Genomic DNA, 19,610 nt, shown 5'->3' on the forward strand with positions numbered 1-19,610 from the left:
GCGGTGCGGCGGTGGGGCCCCTCCCGTTCGAGCGAAGCCGAGAGCGGGGGAGCGTGCCGGGCGTCGCGACGCCGCGGAGATCCATCAGAAGGGGCTAAGGCTGTCCGCGAAGTCCCGACTGCCCCGCGACGCCCGGCACGCTCCCCGAAGCCCGGGGCTCGGCGGCGCCGTCCACGCTGCGAGCAGGCGGTGCGCCCACCGGCAGTACCGGGCGAACACTCGGCTACGACCCACACGCAGGCGCCCGCCCGACACCCCGAAAGCACACCCACCCGGCTACGACCCACACGCAGGCGCCCGCCCGACACCCCGAAAGCACACCCACCCGGCTACGACCCGCACGCAGGCGCCCGCCCGACACCCCGAAAGCACACCCACCCGGCTACGACCCGCACGCAGGCGCCCGCCCGGCACCCCGAGAGTGCGTTCCTCCCCCAAGCTCTCGACTCCGCTCGGGCAGGGGGACCCCCAGGGTGCCGCGGGGCCCGTCCTTCCGGGCGGACGACGCGACGTCGCGGACACCCCCTGGCCCCTCCCCCGTCCGGCCCATCCCCACTCCTCCCCCGCCCCGCATCCGCGCCATGGTCGTAGGAGCGGTGCGCGCGGGGCGTTCCTACGTCAGGAGGGGTGGTTGCTGCCGTGGGCTACAGGGTCGGTCCGGGCTCGGGGGCATCCGCCAGCGGGCGGGGGCTGCTGCGGCGGCGCCGACGGCGGTGGGTGCGCGTCACGGCGTTCGGGGTCACGACTCTCCTCGTGGCGGCGGGCGGCGTCGGCTGGGCCGTGTACGCGAAGCTCAGCGGGAACATCACGCCCGACGAGGCGGCCGCCGCCGAACTCCGGCGCTACGACCAGGAGCGGCCCACCTCGCTGGTCAAGGACGCCCGGAACATCCTGCTGATCGGGTCGGACTCGCGCGAGGGGAGCGACAACGCCCGCTACGGGCGGGACTCCGGCACCGAGCGGTCCGACACCACGATCCTGCTGCACCTGTCCGCGGGGCGGAGCAGCGCCACCGCCGTCTCCCTGCCCCGGGACCTGATGGTGGACCTGCCGGGCTGCCGGCGCCCGGACGGGTCCCGCAGCGCTCCGAGGTTCGCGATGTTCAACCAGGCCTTCCAGCTGGGCGGTTCGGCCTGCACCATCCGGACGGTGGAGAAGCTGACCGACATCCGTGTCGACCATCACGTCGTCGTCGACTTCCACGGCTTCAAGAAGATGGTCGACGCGGTCGACGGCGTCGAGGTGTGCCTGCGGGAGCCGATCGACGACCGGGCCGCCAAGCTGCGGCTGCCCGCCGGGCGTGTGACGCTGAACGGCGAGCAGGCCCTCGGCTACGTCCGCGCCCGCAAGTCCCTCGGCGACGGCAGCGACACCGAGCGGATGGAACGGCAGCAACGATTCCTCGGGGCGCTCGTCAACAAGGTGCGCAGCAATGACGTCCTGCTGAATCCGGCGAAGCTGTATCCCGTGCTGGACGCCGCCACCTCGTCCCTCACCACCGATCCGGATCTGGCAAGCCTGCGTGGTTTGTACGAACTCGTGCGCGGTCTGCGTGACATCCCCATGGAACAAGTGCAATTCCTCACCGTTCCCCGGGAGTCGTACGCGTACGACGCCAATCGCGACCAACTCGCCGAGCCCGCGGCGGACCTGTTGTTCGAGCGGCTGCGCACGGACACACCGGTGGTCGTCGAGGGGAACGGCCCAGGACGTCACGCCCCGGCGAGAGCCGCCGATTCGCGTGACCCGTCGTTCGGGGATTCGCATCCGGGCTCTTTCCGGGCGCCCGCCGTCGCCGTTTCTCCTCCACCGACGTTTCGGGGGAACACGGCAGCCGAGGACACCTGCGAGTAAAGCGGGCACCAAGGCCACTCCAAGGCCACGAACTCTTCACCTGGGAAATGGGCGAATTGCCCAGGTGTAGGGACGTGGAATGGGTCACCGTCGTCGCTCGGCACCGAAAGGGACGGTTAGTGTGAGCGATCCCGGTGCGCCCGGCTCTGAGGGACGGTCCTGAGGTCGCGCACTGTGTGACCGAGACCCGAGCGCCTTGGAGGGGAAGGCGCCGCGTGCCCCGACGGAGGAAAAGGCAACCGTGGACGCGCAAGGCCGTGGGCGGGCGGGCGACATCGACCCCGCAGACCAGTGGGTACTCAACCCGGACACCGGCGAATACGAACTGCGACTGGCCCCTTCCGCAGCGCAGTCGCCCGTCCCCGCTCCGCGCAGGCCGCGACCCTCCGACGCGGGCCCGCGGGCGCGCGGCCGTACGGAGACACCCGGCCGGCCACGGCCCGAGACGCCCGGGCGCACGGTGCCGCCGCCGCGCAGACGGCGCGGAGCGCCGGAGGAGCCGCTGCCGGGGCGGCGCGGACGGCGCCCGGTGAAGAAGGCCTCGAAGGGCCGGAAGGTCCTGCTGTGGATCGGCGGCACGCTGGCGTTCGTGCTGGTCGCCGGTGCGGGCGCCGGGTACGTCTACATAGAGCACCTGAACGGCAACATCGCGTCCCTCTCCGACGACGGCGCGGGCACCGGTGGGTTCAGCAAGGACCGCGCGATCAACATCCTGCTGATCGGCACCGACAAGCGCACCGGCAAGGGCAACGACAAGTACGGCGACGCGGGCAGTGTCGGGCACGCCGACACCACGATCCTGCTGCACGTCTCCAAGGACCGTTCGAACGCGACCGCGCTGAGCATCCCGCGCGACCTGATCGTCGACGTGCCGGACTGCCCGACGACGCAGGAGGACGGCACCCAGAAGGTCATCCCCGGCACCCAGCGGGTCCGCTTCAACACGAGCCTCGGCCAGGACGGCCGCACGCCGAGCTGCACGATGCGGACCGTGACCGAGCTGACCGGAGTCAAGCCGGACAACTTCATGGTCGCGGACTTCAACGCGGTCAAGACGCTGACCAGCGCGGTCGGCGGGGTCGAGGTCTGTTTGGGCAAGGACATCGACGACCCGGACTCGCACCTGAAGCTGTCCAAGGGCACCCACACCATCGAGGGCGAGCAGGCGCTGGCGTTCGTGCGGACCCGGCACGCCGTCGGCTTCGGCGGTGACCTGAGCCGGATCGGGCTGCAGCAGCAGTTCCTGAGCGCGCTGATGCGCAAGCTGAAGTCCAACGACACCCTCACCAGCCCCCAGAAGATGCTCGACCTGGCGGAGGCGGGCACCAAGGCGCTGACCGTCGACTCGCAGCTGGACAGCATCGGCAAGCTGAAGGACCTGGGTCTGGAGCTGGGCAAGCTCGACACCGCGAACCTGACGTTCACCACCGTCCCGGTCGTCGACAACCCGGTCGAGACGGTGAAGTCCACGGTCGTGCTCAACGAGTCCACGGCCCCGCAGGTCTTCGAGATGATCAGGAACGACGTCTCCTTCACCGCCGTCAAGGAGCGGAAGAAGAAGGAGGCCGCCGCGGTCGCCGCCCGACTGAAGGGCACCAAGGCCCCGGCCTCCGAGGTGCGGGTGCGGATCCTCAACGGCGGTGCCGTCGCCGGCAGCGCCCAGGAGACGCTGAGCTGGCTGCAGAACGAGGAGGGCGTCACCAAGTCGGAGAACGCCGGCAACGCGCCCGCCTCGCTGGCGAAGACCACGCTCGAGTACGCGCCCGGCCAGGCCGCACAGGCCCGCCGCCTCGCGGACATCATGGGACTGTCCGGATCGGCTATGAGGCCCGGCGAGAGCGTGACCAACTCCCAGGGGCTGCCCGCCATGACACTGACCCTCGGCAAGGACTTCGAGGGTGCGGGCGTTCCCCTCACGGCGCCCACAAAGGCACCGGAAGGGGTGCAGAAGTCCACCGCCGACAAGGTGGAGTGCGCCAAGTAACCGCGAATTCCTTCCCCTTCACCGAACCTCCCCCAAACAAATGGGCCGAATTGCCCAGTTGTGAGAACGTGGAATTTGTCACCCGCGTCGCTTGACGGCGAAGTGTGCGGATAGTGTGTGCGATCCAGTGCTCTCACCCATGAGGTCCGTCCTGGGGGCGTGCACTGCTCGACCAGCACCGTGCGCCTTCCGGGGGAGGGCGCCGCGTGGCCCGACGGAGGAATCAGGCAACCGTGGACGCGCAAAGCCGTGGGCGGGCGGACGACATCGACCCCGCAGACCAGTGGGTACTCAACCCGGACACCGGCGAATACGAACTGCGACTGGCCCCTTCCGCAGCGCAGTCGCCCGTCCCCGGCCCGCGCGGTTCCGGTGGCCGGGGCAGGACCGGAACAGGCGCCGCCGCACGGGCCCGCCAGACCTCCGCCCGGCGCCCCGAGACGGCCGCGCCCGCCGCTGAGACCGCCTCCCCGCGCAGACGCGCCAACGCCCCCGCCGAGTCGGCCGCGGGGCGTCGCGGACGCCGCCCGGTGCCGAAGAAGGCGAAGGGCAAGAAGGTCCTGACGTGGACCGGCGGCTCGCTGGCCTTCGTCCTGGTCGGGGTGAGCGCGGCCGCCTACCTCTACTACGAGCACCTCAACAACAACATCACGTCCGTCTCCGACGACGGCGCGGGCACCGGTGGGTTCAGCAAGGACCGCGCGATCAACATCCTGCTGATCGGCACCGACAAGCGCACCGGCAAGGGCAACGAGGGCTACGGCGACAAGAACAGCTCCGGGCACGCGGACACCACGCTCGTGCTGCACGTCTCCAAGGACCGTACGAACGCCACGGTGCTGAGCATCCCGCGCGACCTGATCACCGACATCCCGGACTGCCCGACGACGCAGGAGGACGGCTCGGAGAAGATCATCCCGGGCAGTCAGCGCACCCGCTTCAACAACAGCCTCGGGCAGGAGGACCGGACGCCGAGCTGCACCATGCGCACGGTCACCGAGCTCACCGGGCTGAAGATGGACCACTTCATGGTGGCCGACTTCAACGCGGTCAAGACGCTGACCAGCGCGGTGGGCGGGGTCGACGTCTGCCTGGCCAAGGACATCAAGGACAAGGACTCCAAGCTCGACCTGCCCAAGGGCGAGCACACCATCGAGGGCGAGGACGCCCTGGCCTTCGTCCGCACCCGGCACTCCGTGGGCTTCGGCGGCGACCTGAGCCGCATCGAGCTGCAACAGCAGTTCCTGGGCTCGCTGATGCGCAAGCTGAAGTCCAACGACACCCTCACCAGCCCTTCGAAGATGATCAAACTGGCGGAGGCGGGCACCAAGGCGCTGACCGTCGACTCCCAGATCAACACGATCAAGAAGCTGGCCGATCTCGGGGCGGAACTGGGCAAGTTCGACACGAAGAACCTCACCTTCGCGACCGTGCCCGTCGTCGACAACCCCTCGGAGGCGGTCAAGGCGACGGTGGTCCTGAAGCAGCCGCAGGCCCAGCAACTGTTCGCGATGGTCCGGGACGACGTGTCGCTGACCGAGGTGAAGCAGGAGAAGAAGAAGGAGAAGGCCGCCGAGGCCGCCCGGCTCAAGGGCCCCAAGGCGGAGGCCTCGGAGGTCCGGGTGCGCATCCTCAACGGCGGTGCCGTCGCGGGCAGCGCCCAGGAGACGCTGAGCTGGCTGCAGGTCCAGGCGGGCGTCACCAAGTCCGAGAACGCGGGCAACGCGGAGCGGCCGCTGGCGAAGACGACGCTGGAGTACGCGCCCGACCAGGCGGACCAGGCGCGCCGGCTCGCCGAGATCATGGGTCTGTCCGGGGCCGCGCTGAAGCCGGGCAGGAGCGTGACCAACTCCCAGGGGGTCCCCGCGATGACGCTGACCCTGGGCAAGGACTTCAAGGGGGCGGGAGTGCCCCTCACCACTCCGGCGAAGGTGCCGGACGACGTGCAGAAGGCCACGGCCGACAAGGTCGAGTGCGCGAAGTGACCTGATCGTCCTTTCCTGCGTCTCACAGGTGGACGGAGCATGCCCGGACGAATCGGCCGGGTGTACATCCGACCGGGCATGTCAGTGGTCCAACCAGCAACGGAGACGACCGTGCTCCGGCGGAGCACCGGGGATACCCGGGTCCGGACGGAGACGGGTCGCCCGTGATCCGAACACGACACGGGGCGGACCCGTGGGTCGGCCGTAGGGGTGGGGAGGCAGGGGTATGGCGCAGAGTGACGTGCGCGGAGGCAGCACGCGGCACGATTCGGGCGGCCTGGCCCAGGATGAGCGTCCGGGAGCGGAGGCGCCCGCCGGCGGCGGCGAGGGGGGCGGTGGCCACGGCCGACGGCGCGGCCGACGCCGGATATCGCGCTGGTCCGCGATCGTGCTGTCGGTACTGATACTCGGGACGGCCGGCGCCGGATACCTCTACTACCGCCATCTCAACGGCAACATCGACAAGGGCAAACGCAACAGCGGCGAAACCGAGGTCGAGAAGACCCGACCCAACGCGGCGGGCCAGACCCCGCTCAACATCCTGCTGATCGGCTCCGACAGCCGGAACTCGGCGGAGAACGTCAAGCTGGGCGGCGGCAGGGACAACGTCGGCAGCAAGCCCCTGGCGGATGTGCAGATGCTCCTGCACGTCTCGGCGGACCGCGAGAGCGCGTCCGTGGTGAGCATCCCGCGCGACACCCGGGTGGACATCCCCAAGTGCGTCGACCCCGACACCGGGGACACCTACCCGGCCAAGAACACGATCATCAACGAGACGCTCCAGCGCGGCGGTCCGGGCTGCACCCTCGCCACCTGGCAGAACCTGACCGGTGTGTACATCGACCACTGGATGATGGTCGACTTCGCCGGGGTGGTGGACATGGCGGACGCCATCGGCGGTGTCCCGGTCTGCGTCAACCAGAACGTGTGGGACCGGCCGCTGTCCGGTCAGCGCGGCGGTTCCGGACTGAAGCTGAAGGCCGGCGAGCACAAGGTGCAGGGCAAGCAGGCGCTGCAGTGGCTGCGCACCCGCCACGCCTGGGGCAGTGATCCGCTGCGCGCCAAGGCACAGCACATGTACATGAACGCGATGATCCGGACGCTGAAGGAGCAGAACGCCTTCACCGACACCGGCCGGCTCATGCGCCTGGCCGAGGCGGGCACGAAGGCGCTGAAGGTGTCCGAGGAGATCGGCACGGTCAAGGAGCTGTACGACCTGGGCATGCAACTGAAGTCGGTCCCGACGAACCGCGTCACGATGACGACGATGCCGTGGATCGAGGACCCCCTGAACCGCAACCACCTCGTGCCCAAGCCGGAGGACGCCGACACGATGTGGGCGATGCTCCGCGACGACGTCTCCTTCGACAAGGCGGGCAAGGCGCGGTCGGCAGCGACCTCGGGTCCGTCCCCGGCCTCGGGTCCGTCCTCGGCGTCGGGGACGGCCACGGCTCCGGCCGCCGCGCCGGCCGCGGGGCTGTCGGTCTCCGTCGTCAACGGGACGGCGAGCGACGAGCAGGCCGCCGTTGCGCAACGCGCCGCCGCGATCGTGGCCGTGCTGCGGCAGAAGGGCTTCACCCGGGCCGTCGCCTCGGGCCGGCCGGAACCGCACGCCCGGACGCAGGTGACCTACCCGAAGAGCACCGGGGAGCAGGGCCGGGCCAACGCGCTGTCGGTGGCGGAGGCGGTCGGCGTCCCGAGCGGTCAGGTGCGGGCCACGGACGACGTCACCACCACCCTGACCATCGGCAGCGACTGGCGGGAGGGGACGGCCTACCCGAAGCAGAAGGCTCCCGAGGCGGGTGATCTGCCCGAGTCCGCGGACGCGCTGACCGCCGACCAGCAGGAGTGCATGGACGTGTACCCGCCCTACCGGTGGTGACCGCGGGCACGGCATGAGAACGGGGCCCGCCGTCCGGAAGGACGGCGAGCCCCGTTCCGCATCCGTGGACGTCGCAGCGCCTCGGCCGTCGGGCCGGGTCAGCTCGCGGCGACGTCCGTGCGCACCGCGGGGCGCCGGGAGGCGATGACCTTCTTCGCCAGCGCCCGCGGGCTGGTCAGGAAGCCCCAGCCCCACGACATGTGCATCGTGGCCAGCGCCACCGGGATCTGCAGCCGCGCCTTCAGCGGCAGGCCCTTGCCCGCCGGGACCGAGCCGAGCAGGATCGCCGCGCAATAGCCGCCGGGCACCACGAAGCCCCACGGCGTCAGCAGGGCACCGGCCAGCAGGCCGGCCGCGATCGCGCACACGGCGGTCGGCGGGGCGAGGTAGCGCAGGTTGATCGAGCCCTCGTGGTAGCGGGCGACCACATGCCGCCAGCGCCCGTAGTCCTTGTACTGCTTGGCGAGTGCCTTCACGCTCGGCCGCGGCCGGTAGGACACCTTCAGCTCGGGCGAGAACCAGATCAGCCCGCCGGCCTCACGGATGCGGAAGTTCAGTTCCCAGTCCTGGGCGCGGATGAACTCCACGTTGTAGCCGCCCTGCTGCTCCAGCGCCTCGCGCCGGAACACCCCGAGGTACACGGTCTCGGCCGGACCCGCCTGACCGCCGGTGTGGAAGGCGGCGTTGCCGACCCCGATCTTCGAGGTCATCGCGGCGGCGACCGCGTGCTCCCAGTCGTTCTCGCCCTCGGCGTGCATGATGCCGCCGACGTTCTGCGCGCCGGTCTCCTCCAGGAGCCGGACGGCGGTCGCGATGTAGTTCGGCGAGAGCATGCCGTGGCCGTCGACGCGGACGACGATCGGGTGCCGGGAGGCGCTGATCGCCGCGTTCAGCGCCGCGGGCGTACGGCCGGTGGGGTTGGGGACGGTGTGCACGCGCGGGTCTTCGGCCACGAGCTCGGCGGCGATCTCGTCCGTGCGGTCCGTGGACGGACCGAGGGCGATCACGACCTCCATCTCGCCGGCGTACTCCTGCGCGAGGATCGCTTGGACTGCTCCCCGCAGATGCCGCTCCTCGTTGAGGACGGGCATGATCACGGAAACGGCGGGGAGCCGCACGTCGGGATTGGCGTTCATAGGGGCCTCACGTTACCGCGAACGGGGGACACCGGTGCGCGCCGCCGGGGCGGTGGCGCGGACCGCAGATCGTATCGGCCTACGGTTTCACGGATCCCACGTACGGCCGTCGTCCGGAGGTGTCCCCATGCCCACGCCGCCGCGGTCCCCTCGGTCCACCGCCGCACCCCGGCGCCGCCCGCAGCCCCCCTCTCCCCGCCGCGCTCCGCGCCGCCCCGGCCCGGTCCGGCGCACACCGCGCTGGGGCATGCGGGCGGTCACCACCCTGTCCGTGGTGGTCCTCGCCTCCGCCGGTATCGGGCACGCGGTGATGACCAGCCTGGACGCCGACATCACCCGGGTCGACCCCTTCAAGGACATGAAGAACCGGCCGCAGGCGGGCCACGGCATGAACGTCCTGCTGGTCGGCACCGACGGCCGGGAGAAGATCAGCGAAGAGGAGCGCCACAAGTACCGGCTGGGCGGCGCCCCCTGCCACTGCACCGACACGATCATGATCGTGCACATCTCCGAGGACCGGGAACGGGCGAGCGTGGTGAGCCTGCCGCGCGACTCCTACGCGATGACGCCCGCGCACACCGACCGGACGAGCGGCAAGAGGCACCAGGGGCACCCCGTCAAGCTGAACGCGGCGTACGCCGAGGGCGGGCCGCAGCTGACCGTGCGCACGGTGGAGGACATGACGAAGGTGAAGATCGACCACTACCTGGAGGTCGACTTCACCAGCTTCATGAGGACGGTCGACGTGGTGGGGGGTGTGCAGATCTGCACCGCGGAGCCGCTGAAGGACAGCTACACCGGCCTGAACCTGCCGGCCGGACGGCACACGCTCGCGGGCGGGCAGGCGCTCCAGTTCGTCCGCGCCCGCCATGTCGACGGCGCCTCCGACCTGGGCCGCATGAAACGGCAGCAGCGCTTCATGGCGGCACTCGTGGACCGGCTCACCTCGTCCGGAATCCTCCTCAACCCGATGAAGTTCCGGGACGTGACGCGGGCGGTCCTCGGCTCGGTACGGGCCGACAGGGGCTTCGGCACCAACGAGATGCTGGACCTGGGTCGGGCCATGCGGAACTTCTCGCCGTCCTCCTCGGAGTTCACGACCGTCCCGATCGCGCGGATGGGCTACGCCGTGAAGGGCGTCGGGTCGACGCTGAAGTGGGACCCGGTGAAGTCGGAGCGTCTCTTCCAGGCCCTGCGCCAGGACCAGCCGCTGTCGGTGCACCGGCCGCACGGCGCGGCCCTGATCGTCCCGGTCGCCCCGCAGCAGATCCGCGTCCAGGTGGAGAACGGCACCCGCACCGCCGGCCTGGGCCGCCGGGTGGACGCGGCCCTGGCCTCCACCGGCTTCCGCACGACCAAGGCTCCGGTGAACTCCGCCGCCCGCGACGTCAGGCGCACGGTCATCGCCCACGACCCTCGCTGGGACCGCTCCGCCCAGTCCCTCGCGGCGGCTCTGCCGGGCAGTGAGCTCCGGGCGGTCAAGGGCCTGGGCCCGACCCTGAAGGTGATCGCCGGAGCGGACTTCGAACGCGTGCGGAAGGTGCGGGCCGAGGACCCGGGCCGGGGCGAGGTCGGGGTGGTGCGGGGGGACGAGGTGGCGTGCTCGTAGACGCGCGTCAGTCCTCGAAGCCCTCTGCCGCTCGCTTCTCCCGCAGGTCCAGGATCGCGCGGCGGCGGGCCAGGCGGTGGGTGCGCCGGATCTGGGCCTCCTGGTAGCGGCGCTTGTCGCGTTCGGTCTCCGGGAGAACCGGCGGAACCCGGCGGGGCTTGCCGTCGGCGTCGACGGCGGCGAAGACGAGGTAGGCGGAGCCGACCTGCGTGGGCGGGGCGGACTCGTTCCAGCGTTCGGCCAGGACCCGGACGCCGACCTCCATCGACGTGCGGCCCGTCCAGTTGACCTGTGCCTTGACGTGCACGAGGTCGCCGACGCGGACCGGCTCCAGGAACGCCATCTCGTCCATGGAGGCGGTGACGGCCGGCCCGCCGGAGTGCCGCCCGGCCACGGCCCCCGCCGCGTCGTCGACCAGCTTCATGATCACCCCGCCGTGCACCGTCCCCAGAAGGTTCGTGTCGTTGTGGGTCATGATGTGGCTGAGGGTGGTGCGGGACGCCGAAGTCGGCTTGCCCGGGATTTCCGGACTGCCGGAATCCGCAGCTGGGGCCTGGTCTGTCATGGCCCCCACCCTATGCCGAGGCGGCATGAGGGGGATTTGTGTCAGCTTCGCCACAGCCGTGCTCTGATTTTCCGACGACTCTTGTATGGCCTGCCACGCGGACCTGCACACTGGGCCGCATGAATGATTGGCCCGAGGGGTTTTCCGGCGACAACCGCGGCAGCCGGTACGGACGCGGCAGCTCGAGCGCGCGGCCCGAGAGCGCCCGTGTCATGCGGCAGGTCCGCCGCGGTCCGGCGGCATCGCCCGGGCAGGCGCCGTACGGCGGCGCCCCGCCGTACGGCGGCGGAGTACCGCAGCAGCCGTCCTACGTCGACGGCGGCGGCCACGGCCCCAGTGACGGCTACGACAGCGGCTACAACACCGGCCAGGTCTACGGCTCCTCGGGCGGCCGGGGCCCCGGCGGTCCGGGCGGTCCGGGCGACGGCGTGTACGAGCCGCGCCCCGCGCCGAACTGGCGCCGCCGCATCAAGGTGACGGCCATCACCGTGGTGACGCTGTTGGTCGTGACGAGCGTCGGCACGTACTTCTGGGCCGACTCCAAACTCAACCGCGAGGTCGACCTGTCGAAGGTCATCGACCGGCCGGAGGCGGGCGAGGGCACGAACTACCTGATCGTCGGCTCCGACAGCCGCAAGGGCATGTCGGCCGAGGAGAAGAAGAAGCTGCACACCGGGTCAGCCGAGGGCAAGCGCACGGACTCGATGATGATCCTGCACACCGGCGGCGGCGCCCCGACACTGATCTCGCTGCCGCGCGACTCGAACGTCACGATCCCGTCCTTCAAGGGGTCCGACTCCGGGAAGTTCTACGCGGCCACGGGTCGTCAGACGAAGCTGAACGCGGCCTACTCCGAGGACGGCCCGGAGTTGCTGGTGCGCACGGTGGAGGCCAACACGGGCCTGCGCATCGACCACTACGTGGAGATCGGCTTCGCCGGCTTCGCGAGCATCGTGGACGCGGTCGGCGGCGTCGAGATGGACATCCCACAGGACATCAAGGACACCAAGTCCGGTGCCGACCTGAAGAAGGGCAAGCAGACCCTCGACGGCGAGCAGGCCCTCGCCTTCGTCCGCACCCGCTACGCCCTCCGGGGCTCCGACCTGGACCGCACGAAGAACCAGCAGAAGTTCCTCTCGGCTCTCGCCAACCAGGTCGCCACCCCGGGCACGGTCCTGAACCCGTTCAAGCTGTACCCGACCATGGGCGCGGGCCTGGACTCCCTGGTGGTCGACAAGGACATGGGCCTGTTCGACCTGGCGTCCATGTTCTGGGCGATGAAGGGCGTCAGCGGCGGTGACGGCAAGTCGATGAACATGCCGGTCGCGGGCAACGCCCCCAACGGCAACCTCCAGTGGAACACCGCGAAGGTGAAGACGCTGGTGAGCCAGCTGAAGAACGACGAGCCGGTCACCGTCTCGGGCAACTGAGCGAGCGGCCGGGCACGGCGAGGGGGGCACCCGGGCGGGTGCCCCCCTCGCCGTGCGGCGGTCCTCACATCAAGGCGGCCGACATGGAGCGGCACATCTCGGCCCGATGAGCACCACAGGACGGACCGCCCGTGTGCGGCCCGTCCTCTCCTGTGAGGCACGACTCACCGGGGTCTGCGTGAATCCTCCGGCAGCGGCAAAACGAGAGTGCGAGGCACGCCGGAGGCCCGGCGTCGCCGGGCCGGGGGCGGCGAGCGAACCGTGCAGGGGGGAGACCCACACATGACGCAGCAGACGTACGACGAACGGCGGGTGCCGGAGACGAGAGGGCCGGAGGGGCAGAAGCAGCGACTGCGCAGACGGCTGGAGCGGCTGATCGGCGTCGCCGCGACCGAGGGCAACGAACTCGTGCCGCTGCGCAACGGCGACGAGATCTTCCCCGCGATGCTGGCCGCCATACGCGCCGCGGAGCACACCGTCGACATGATGACGTTCGTGTACTGGCGGGGCGAGGTCGCCCACGAGTTCGCCGGCGCCCTGGCCGAGCGGGCCCGCGCGGGGGTGCGGGTGCGGCTGCTGCTGGACGGCTTCGGGGCCAAGGAGATAGAGCCCGGCCTGCTGGACGCGATGGACGAGGCCGGTGTCCAGGTCGCCTGGTTCCGCAGGCCCACGCGTCTGTCGCCCCTGCGGCAGAACCACCGCTGCCACCGCAAGGTGCTGCTCACCGACGAGCACACGGCCTTCACCGGAGGCGTGGGCATCGCGCAGGAGTGGTGCGGCGCCGCCCGGAATCCGGACGAGTGGCGCGACACCCATGTACAGGTCCGCGGGCCCGCCGTGGACGGCATCGCCGCGGCCTTCGCCCAGAACTGGGCCGAGTGCCACGACGACCTCTACGACGACCACGACCGCTTCACCGCCCAGGAGCAGCCGGGCCGCGCCACGGTCCAGGTCGTGCGGGGGTCGGCCGCCTTCGGCTGGCAGGACATGCAGACGGTGCTGCGGGTCCTGATCACCTCGGCGCAGGAGCGCCTGCGGGTGGCCACCGCCTACTTCGCGCCCGACACCTACTTCGTCGACCTCCTGGCCGCGGCGGCGCGCCGCGGGGTCCGGGTCGAGATCCTGCTGCCCGGCCCGTACACCGACCAGCGGGCGTGTCTGCTGGCCGGGCGGCAGCACTACCAGACGCTCGTCGACGCGGGTGTGGACGTGCGGGAGTACCAGCCGACCATGCTCCACACGAAGATCATCACGGTCGACGGGGTGTGCTCCCTGATCGGCTCCACGAACTTCAACCGCCGCTCCATGGAGCACGACGAGGAGGTCGTGCTGGCCGTCCTCGACGAGGACTTCACCGCGGGCCTGGACGCCGACTTCGACGGCGACCGGGAGCGCAGCGAACCGATCGACGCCACCCGCTGGAAGCGGCGCCCCCTGCCCCAGCGCCTCGCCGAAGCCGCGGTCACCCCGATCCGCCGCTTCCTGTGAGAGCGCCGGGGGCCGGAGCTTCCCGGCCCCCGGAACGCGGCTACGGCAGGTTGCGCGCCATGACGATGCGCTGGACCTGGTTCGTGCCTTCGTATATCTGCGTGCTTTACAGGTCACACGGCGCTGACCTGCGCGAACACCCCTCCTACAGGGGCCCTCCCCAGCATTTCCCCGTGATCGTTAGCAGTCTGCCCAGGTGGGGCGGTGCTGGTGGCAGCCTCCCTGACCGGTCGGAGGAGTGGCAGGCTCCGGGCAGGTTACGCGGTTTCCCGTTCCGTCAACCGTGATCGCTTGACCCGCGCGGCCCGGCCTCGGGAGCATCAACCACAGATGCGGGGTACTGACAGCAGCACGGGAGAGGGGAACCCAGACCATGAAGGTCACCAAGCTGGTCAGCACGTGCGACATCAAGGACTGCCCGACGATCTACGCGACGGATCGCGGCACGCTCTTGGTTCAGGGGGAGACTCCGACCGACCACAGGCTTCAGATTCCCGCTCACGAAACCCTGGTCGAGATCCCGATGGAACTGATCCAGAAGGCCATCCGTGACAACCTCATCTAGGACCCTCGGCGACCTCTTCGACACGTTCCAGCGTGAGGCGTTCCGACTCGAAACCCTTGACGACTACAGCAAGTCGGGGAACGTCGATGCCTATGACGCGTTCCTGGCCGGGGAGCCGCAGCCGGACGACTACAACGCGGGATGGGTCGAAGAACTGCGCTCACACACCGGAAAAGGGAAACGAGTCTACCGGGTTCACATTCTGCGCCGTCCGCTCACGGACTATCTTAGGTTCGAACTCGGGTGGGGGTACCAGAAGAACATGTCCGGGGGTGAGGAGTTCTTCATTCTGGACATCACCGAAAGGCCGAACCCCCTGGAGAACGTACCTGACTTCTGGCTCTTCGACTCCGAGTCCGTGGCCGTAATGAACTACGACGGCGCCGGAAAATACCTGGGCTCGGAAGTCCTGCCACCGGGACGAGTAGCGGAATTCTCCGGGCACCGTGACGCGGCACTCGCCAACGCGGAGCCGTTCACGGAATGGTGGGCCAAGTACAGGGCGTGAACAGAGCACAGCTTGGGGCCGCGCTGCGGGCCCTGCGAGTAGCTTCCGGCAAGGAGGCCAAAGCGGTGGCCCGCAGCGCCCTCATGTCTCCGTCCAAACTGTCCAAGATTGAAAACGCGAAGCTCGCGGCCAGCGCGACGGACGTAGAGCGCATCCTGACCGCCATCGGTGTCTCGGATGAGGTCAAGGCGGAGTACACCGAGGCTGCGCGGGCATCGGCAACGGAGGCAACGGCATGGCGCCTGTTGAAGCGCATCGGAGTCCACAAGGGCCATCAAGCCGCCAAGGCCCTTGAAGCCCAGATGTCCACGCTTCGGCTGTTCCAACCGGCCCTGGTGCCGGGCTTGCTCCAGACGCCGGAGTACATCCGTGCCGTTCTCCAACGACACAATCTGAGTGAGGACTCTCTCTCCCGGACGATCAACGGCAGGCTTGAACGTCAAGCGGTCCTCTACGACAACGCCAAGTCGCTGCGGTTCATAATCACAGAGCCTGTCCTGTGGTGGCGCATTGTCCCGCCACAGATGATGGCGGCACAGCTCGACCGAATCGTTTCCATTTCCCGCCTGTCTCATGTGGACATCCGCATAGTCCCGTTGCGGATTCAGCAGCGCGACATTGCAAATCATGCGTTCGTCATCCGCGACGACCGAATGGTCACGGTTGAGACCGTCCACGCTGAAGTAGTCGTAACAGATCCAAGGGACATTGGTCTCTACCTCGAGAAGTTCGAGGGATTCGAACGAGTGGCATTGTCTGGTGACCACATGCGGGGCCTGGTCGAAGGTATCCGCGACGACTTTTTGCGGGAACAGGAAACAGGCTAGAGCCGCATCCGTGGCCCGCCGAAGATGGCGCCATGGAGAGCGAAGAGAGAACTTCCGATCCTGGAACCCACACGACAGCACGGACGTGCCTGCCGGAGCCACCTCGCGAGCCGTCACCCAAACCCGGTTGCGCTGACTGCCTGTCCATATCGGTAGCCCGCGAGAACGCCCGCTCCACGTTCGACTACAGCGCCGTATCCGACGCCAACGTACGGATGCGCCAGCACCACGCAGAGGCGCACGCGTCATGAGCAAGGGAACGGGCTCAAGGCTCTTCGCCGACCGCCCACTGATGACCATGCGGGTCTCTCGCGACTCAGGGCAGACCTGGGGGCCGGAGCAAGCCGTGGCCACGACGGACGATCTTCCGCCGCTGCTCACAAGCGCTTGGCCACCATGCGAGTGCTGGCGCTGCACGGAACGCGGCCAAGGTTCCAGGCGCTGAAGTCTCTCCCTCTCCTTTATGAACTCCCGCCCGACATGGGCGGCGGCGGTCAACCATGGCCGCGATCAGTTGAGCAGGAAGGGGCAGTGATGCTGAACGGAACCGACCTGTACGCGCTCGACATCGACGGGGCCTCGTTCGTGAAGGCGTGCGGCGGCCCTTGCACCGAGGGGTGCGTGACCCTGGCCCGCATCGGCGACGACGCATGGGCCCTGGGTGACAGCAAGCGGCCGGGCGCCGAGCCGCTGAGGTTCACCACGGAGGAGCTGGACGCGGCCGGTATCGACCCGGCGCGGTTCGGCCTGAACGTCTGACCCTCCCCCCTCTGCCAGTCGGTCCCCGGCCCACCCCTCCATCGGGTAGGGACCGGCTGGCCCTTCGCCCTCAAGAGAACTGAACGGGAACGACTGGTGCACCATCACGGCTATCTGTGGACCGGCCCGAAACAGCGTTTCGACCAGGAAGCGCTACGGCGGCCCCCACATCCCGAGCCGCCCCCGGCCGGAAGCAAACCGGAACTCATCCAGCGCTACCGGGAAGTGGCGGCGGAGTTTCCAACCGTTGATCTGCCGCCGCTGGAAACTGCGTATTGGCTGGTCAAGCCGCGTTCGTTAGTTCGTGGCACGTGGGATGAGGCGAAGGAAGCGGCGGCCTGGCTCGGGGAGCGGTTGGCGGAGTACGCGCCCCGGGTCGCCTCGGAGAGGGACCGTGACACCACTCGTCTGGCCGTGCTCGTCAACTCCGCTGCTGAGCAGTTGGGTTCCGGGGCTGATGTGTCGCTCGGGTTCTACCTCGAACGGCCCTCGTACCTGTCCCTGGCGGTGGTGACGTGTTCCCCGAATCGCTCAAAGCCTGAACTGGCGCGTGTCCTGCCCAGTAGTCGAAGCAACAAAGAAGCCCCGGCCAGTGGCCGGGGCTGCCCTTTGGCTGGTTAGAGCAGTGCGCGGAAGGGGTTGGAGCCCGCGAGCCGCTCCGAGCGCTGCGGTTCGGGCGCGCGCTCGGGGGCCTGCTTCGGTTCCGGGCGGTAGGCGTCCAGGCGGACGACCGTTGTGCGGTTCTGCTTACGCTCCGCGCTGGCCGGCTGCGGCTCTGCGTGACGGGAAGGGTCCCGGTTTCTGTCGCTGTCCGTGTCGGCCGGCTGCGGCAGAGCGTCACCGGAACTGTCACCGGGGAGTGTGAAAATGGTGGCCGGTCGGCCGGTCTTCCCCGCCCGTTCGACAGTGACGACGATTCCGGGCAGTGCCTTGACCTCTGCTGCGGTCGCTCCCACGTAAGGGAGTACCTGAGAGGACGTGGCCCGTCCGCCGTGCCTTTCGATCCGGGCTCGGATCTTGTCCTCAAGGCTGAGCGGCTGTCGCTTCATCTTCGGGGAAGTCGCCCCCTTGGTGATCCGGACGGCGTCCTGGACAGAGCGGCGTACGAGCGTGAATGCGGCCGACAGCATCTCTTCCGTGATGTGCTCGGAGCACTCCGAGGCAGCCAGACAGGCCGCAACCCGGAGCGTCTGTTCCGCCGTGCGCTCGATGAACACCGCCTGCCCTCGGGCAGGGTCTCACCCAGGATGCGGGCGTAGCGGCGCACGATCCGCCACAGTGGCCGGGCATCCTCCGCAAGCGTGATCACTCGGGGCCGGGCGGTCGCCCACCCGTAAGCGTCCGACAGTTCTGAACCGTCCACCTTCGGCAGGCTGACCCGGTCGTCGTCCAGCATGGGGACCGACCCGAGGAGGAAGGGGAGGATGCGGTTGTACGAACCTCCGGCCGCTTCCGATTCGCCCACGTACTTGCTCCAGTCGGAGGGCGTGACGTGGCAGTGCAGAACCATGGCGGGGTCGCGTACTTCCTGCGCCTCTTCCACGACCCCACGGAGGCGTCAGAGGTCGCTTGATCCGCATACGACAACAGCCCCCGGCGTCATGCCGGGGGCTGTGTTGTTTGTGCAGGTCAGTGGCTGTTTTCAGCCCGGCATCTGCCCAGGAATCCCCCAGCATGACGCCCAGGAACGGCCTTGATCGGGCCGCAACGGGCAGAAGGCCGAGGGGGTCCCTCCGGACGTTCGAAACAGCCTCTGACCTGCTAAAACCCTGCTAGGGAAGGTTCCTCGCCATCACTATCCGCTGAACTTGGTTCGTGCCTTCATAAATCTGAGTGATCTTGGCGTCGCGCATCATGCGCTCGACCGGGTAGTCCCGCGTGTAGCCGTAGCCGCCGAGGAGCTGGACCGCGTCCGTGGTGACCTCCATCGCCACGTCCGAGGCGAAGCACTTGGCCGCGGCGCCCAGGTAGGTGAGGTCGGCGTCGACGCGCTGGGAGGCGGCGGCGGCCTGGTAGGTCAGGGCGCGGGCGGCCGAGATCTTCATGGCCATGTCGGCGAGCATGAACTGGATGCCCTGGAAGTCGGCGATCGGCTTGCCGAACTGCTTGCGCTCCTGGACGTAGCCCTTGGCGTAGTCGAGGGCGCCCTGGGCGATGCCGAGGGCCTGGGCGGCGATGGTGATGCGGGTGTGGTCGAGGGTCTTCATCGCCGTGGCGAAGCCGGTGCCCTCCTCACCGATCATGCGGTCGGCGGGGATGCGGACGTTGTCGAGGTAGACCTCGCGGGTCGGGGAGCCCTTGATGCCGAGCTTCTTCTCGGGAGCGCCGAAGGAGACGCCCTCGTCGGACTTCTCGACGACGAAGGCCGAGATGCCCTTGGAGCGCTTGGCCGGGTCGGTGACGGCCATCACCGTGTAGAACTCGGACTCGCCGGCGTTGGTGATCCAGCGCTTCACGCCGTCGAGGACGTAGTGGTCGCCGTCGCGGACGGCCTTCGTCTTCATGCCGGCGGCGTCGGAACCGGCGTCGGGCTCGGAGAGGCAGTACGAGAACATGCCGTCGCCCTTGGCGAGCGGGGTCATGTACCGCTTCTTCAGGTCCTCGGAGCCGGAGAGGATCACCGGCAGGGAGCCCAGCTTGTTCACGGCCGGGATGAGGGAGGAGGAGGCGCACACGCGGGCGACCTCTTCGATCACGATGACGGTGGCCAGCGCGTCCGCGCCGGAGCCGCCGTACTCCTCGGGCACGTGCACCGCGTGCAGGTCGTTCGCCACCAGCGCGTCGAGGGCCTCGCGCGGGAAGCGGGCCTCCTCGTCCACCGCGGCGGCGTGCGGCGCGATCTTCGCCTCGGCCAGCGAGCGGACGGCGTCACGGAGCATGTCGTGCTCCTCGGACGGGCGGTACAGGTCGAAGTCAGCCGATCCGGCCAAGGTCTCTCACGCTCCAAAACGCTGCCATGGTGACGCTAACTACCGTTAAGTAATCAAAAGTTTATGGGGTCGCCCACCGGAGTGATAC

General features: G+C 69.2%; 16 protein-coding genes. 12 read left to right on the forward strand and 4 right to left on the reverse strand.

Going from position 1 to position 19,610, the window contains the following annotated elements:
- Nucleotides 1-639: 639 nt before the first annotated feature.
- The 4 genes from ABTX62_RS18955 to ABTX62_RS18970 all read left to right on the forward strand — a co-directional run bounded on the left by ABTX62_RS18955 (nucleotide 640) and on the right by ABTX62_RS18970 (nucleotide 7,705).
- Entirely contained in the window at nucleotides 640-1,854 is a 1,215-nt protein-coding gene (locus ABTX62_RS18955) for an LCP family protein (RefSeq protein WP_352117226.1), read from the forward strand.
- Nucleotides 1,855-2,095: 241 nt separating this feature from the next.
- Complete coding sequence (locus ABTX62_RS18960) at nucleotides 2,096-3,838, forward strand: LCP family protein (RefSeq protein WP_352117227.1); 1,743 nt, start codon at nucleotides 2,096-2,098, stop codon at nucleotides 3,836-3,838.
- A 233-nt stretch (nucleotides 3,839-4,071) separates the two neighbouring features.
- Nucleotides 4,072-5,823 (forward strand): LCP family protein, encoded by a 1,752-nt coding sequence (locus tag ABTX62_RS18965; RefSeq protein WP_352117228.1) that lies wholly within the window; start codon nucleotides 4,072-4,074, stop codon nucleotides 5,821-5,823.
- A gap of 226 nt (nucleotides 5,824-6,049) precedes the next feature.
- The gene (locus ABTX62_RS18970) at nucleotides 6,050-7,705 is read left to right on the forward strand and encodes an LCP family protein (protein WP_352117229.1); all 1,656 of its coding nucleotides are present in this window, start codon (nucleotides 6,050-6,052) and stop codon (nucleotides 7,703-7,705) included.
- Between the two features lie 98 nt (nucleotides 7,706-7,803).
- On the opposite strand, the gene ABTX62_RS18975 is transcribed toward ABTX62_RS18970, so the two are convergent.
- Complete coding sequence (locus ABTX62_RS18975) at nucleotides 7,804-8,841, reverse strand: glycosyltransferase family 2 protein (protein WP_352117230.1); 1,038 nt, start codon at nucleotides 8,839-8,841, stop codon at nucleotides 7,804-7,806.
- Between the two features lie 127 nt (nucleotides 8,842-8,968).
- Between ABTX62_RS18975 and ABTX62_RS18980 the strand changes: the two genes are divergently transcribed.
- Nucleotides 8,969-10,450 (forward strand): LCP family protein, encoded by a 1,482-nt coding sequence (locus ABTX62_RS18980; protein WP_352117231.1) that lies wholly within the window; start codon nucleotides 8,969-8,971, stop codon nucleotides 10,448-10,450.
- 7 nt (nucleotides 10,451-10,457) lie between these two features.
- Here ABTX62_RS18980 and ABTX62_RS18985 read toward each other — a convergent pair whose 3' ends face one another.
- On the reverse strand, nucleotides 10,458-11,042 hold the full coding sequence (locus tag ABTX62_RS18985) for an acyl-CoA thioesterase (RefSeq protein WP_352117232.1): 585 nt from the start codon (nucleotides 11,040-11,042) through the stop codon (nucleotides 10,458-10,460).
- A 92-nt stretch (nucleotides 11,043-11,134) separates the two neighbouring features.
- On the opposite strand from ABTX62_RS18985, the gene ABTX62_RS18990 reads away from it, so the two are divergent.
- From ABTX62_RS18990 to ABTX62_RS19020, 7 genes are all read left to right on the forward strand, one after another.
- Entirely contained in the window at nucleotides 11,135-12,445 is a 1,311-nt protein-coding gene (locus ABTX62_RS18990) for an LCP family protein (protein ID WP_352117233.1), read from the forward strand.
- A 282-nt stretch (nucleotides 12,446-12,727) separates the two neighbouring features.
- Complete coding sequence (locus tag ABTX62_RS18995) at nucleotides 12,728-13,933, forward strand: phospholipase D-like domain-containing protein (protein ID WP_352117234.1); 1,206 nt, start codon at nucleotides 12,728-12,730, stop codon at nucleotides 13,931-13,933.
- Between the two features lie 373 nt (nucleotides 13,934-14,306).
- Complete coding sequence (locus tag ABTX62_RS19000; RefSeq protein ID WP_352117235.1) at nucleotides 14,307-14,498, forward strand: hypothetical protein; 192 nt, start codon at nucleotides 14,307-14,309, stop codon at nucleotides 14,496-14,498.
- Entirely contained in the window at nucleotides 14,482-15,006 is a 525-nt protein-coding gene (locus ABTX62_RS19005; RefSeq protein ID WP_352117236.1) for a DUF6879 family protein, read from the forward strand. Before ABTX62_RS19000 ends, ABTX62_RS19005 begins: the two co-directional genes overlap by 17 nt.
- On the forward strand, nucleotides 15,003-15,833 hold the full coding sequence (locus ABTX62_RS19010; RefSeq protein WP_352117237.1) for a helix-turn-helix domain-containing protein: 831 nt from the start codon (nucleotides 15,003-15,005) through the stop codon (nucleotides 15,831-15,833). Before ABTX62_RS19005 ends, ABTX62_RS19010 begins: the two co-directional genes overlap by 4 nt.
- A gap of 534 nt (nucleotides 15,834-16,367) precedes the next feature.
- On the forward strand, nucleotides 16,368-16,592 hold the full coding sequence (locus ABTX62_RS19015; RefSeq protein ID WP_352117238.1) for a DUF397 domain-containing protein: 225 nt from the start codon (nucleotides 16,368-16,370) through the stop codon (nucleotides 16,590-16,592).
- A 96-nt stretch (nucleotides 16,593-16,688) separates the two neighbouring features.
- Complete coding sequence (locus ABTX62_RS19020; protein WP_352117239.1) at nucleotides 16,689-17,213, forward strand: hypothetical protein; 525 nt, start codon at nucleotides 16,689-16,691, stop codon at nucleotides 17,211-17,213.
- Here the strand turns inward: ABTX62_RS19020 and ABTX62_RS19025 are convergent.
- Complete coding sequence (locus ABTX62_RS19025; protein ID WP_352117240.1) at nucleotides 17,210-17,809, reverse strand: hypothetical protein; 600 nt, start codon at nucleotides 17,807-17,809, stop codon at nucleotides 17,210-17,212. The two genes, ABTX62_RS19020 and ABTX62_RS19025, sit on opposite strands and share 4 nt — an antisense overlap.
- 555 nt (nucleotides 17,810-18,364) lie before the next feature.
- On the reverse strand, nucleotides 18,365-19,522 hold the full coding sequence (locus tag ABTX62_RS19030) for an acyl-CoA dehydrogenase (protein ID WP_352117241.1): 1,158 nt from the start codon (nucleotides 19,520-19,522) through the stop codon (nucleotides 18,365-18,367).
- Between the last annotated feature and the right edge of the window lie 88 nt (nucleotides 19,523-19,610).

The organism is Streptomyces sp. NPDC096046 (genome assembly GCF_040303285.1).
Lineage (GTDB): Bacteria > Actinomycetota > Actinomycetes > Streptomycetales > Streptomycetaceae > Streptomyces.

What these genes read in the sequence shown, in the direction of transcription:
- ABTX62_RS18970 (WP_352117229.1), top strand. Translation starts at nt 6,050, where the DNA reads ATGGCGCAGAGTGACGTGCGCGGAGGCAGCACGCGGCACGATTCGGGC.
- ABTX62_RS18975 (WP_352117230.1), bottom strand. Translation starts at nt 8,841, where the DNA reads ATGAACGCCAATCCCGACGTGCGGCTCCCCGCCGTTTCCGTGATCATG.
- ABTX62_RS18980 (WP_352117231.1), top strand. Translation starts at nt 8,969, where the DNA reads ATGCCCACGCCGCCGCGGTCCCCTCGGTCCACCGCCGCACCCCGGCGC.
- ABTX62_RS18985 (WP_352117232.1), bottom strand. Translation starts at nt 11,042, where the DNA reads ATGCCGCCTCGGCATAGGGTGGGGGCCATGACAGACCAGGCCCCAGCT.
- ABTX62_RS18990 (WP_352117233.1), top strand. Translation starts at nt 11,135, where the DNA reads ATGAATGATTGGCCCGAGGGGTTTTCCGGCGACAACCGCGGCAGCCGG.
- ABTX62_RS18995 (WP_352117234.1), top strand. Translation starts at nt 12,728, where the DNA reads ATGACGCAGCAGACGTACGACGAACGGCGGGTGCCGGAGACGAGAGGG.
- ABTX62_RS19000 (WP_352117235.1), top strand. Translation starts at nt 14,307, where the DNA reads ATGAAGGTCACCAAGCTGGTCAGCACGTGCGACATCAAGGACTGCCCG.
- ABTX62_RS19015 (WP_352117238.1), top strand. Translation starts at nt 16,368, where the DNA reads ATGCTGAACGGAACCGACCTGTACGCGCTCGACATCGACGGGGCCTCG.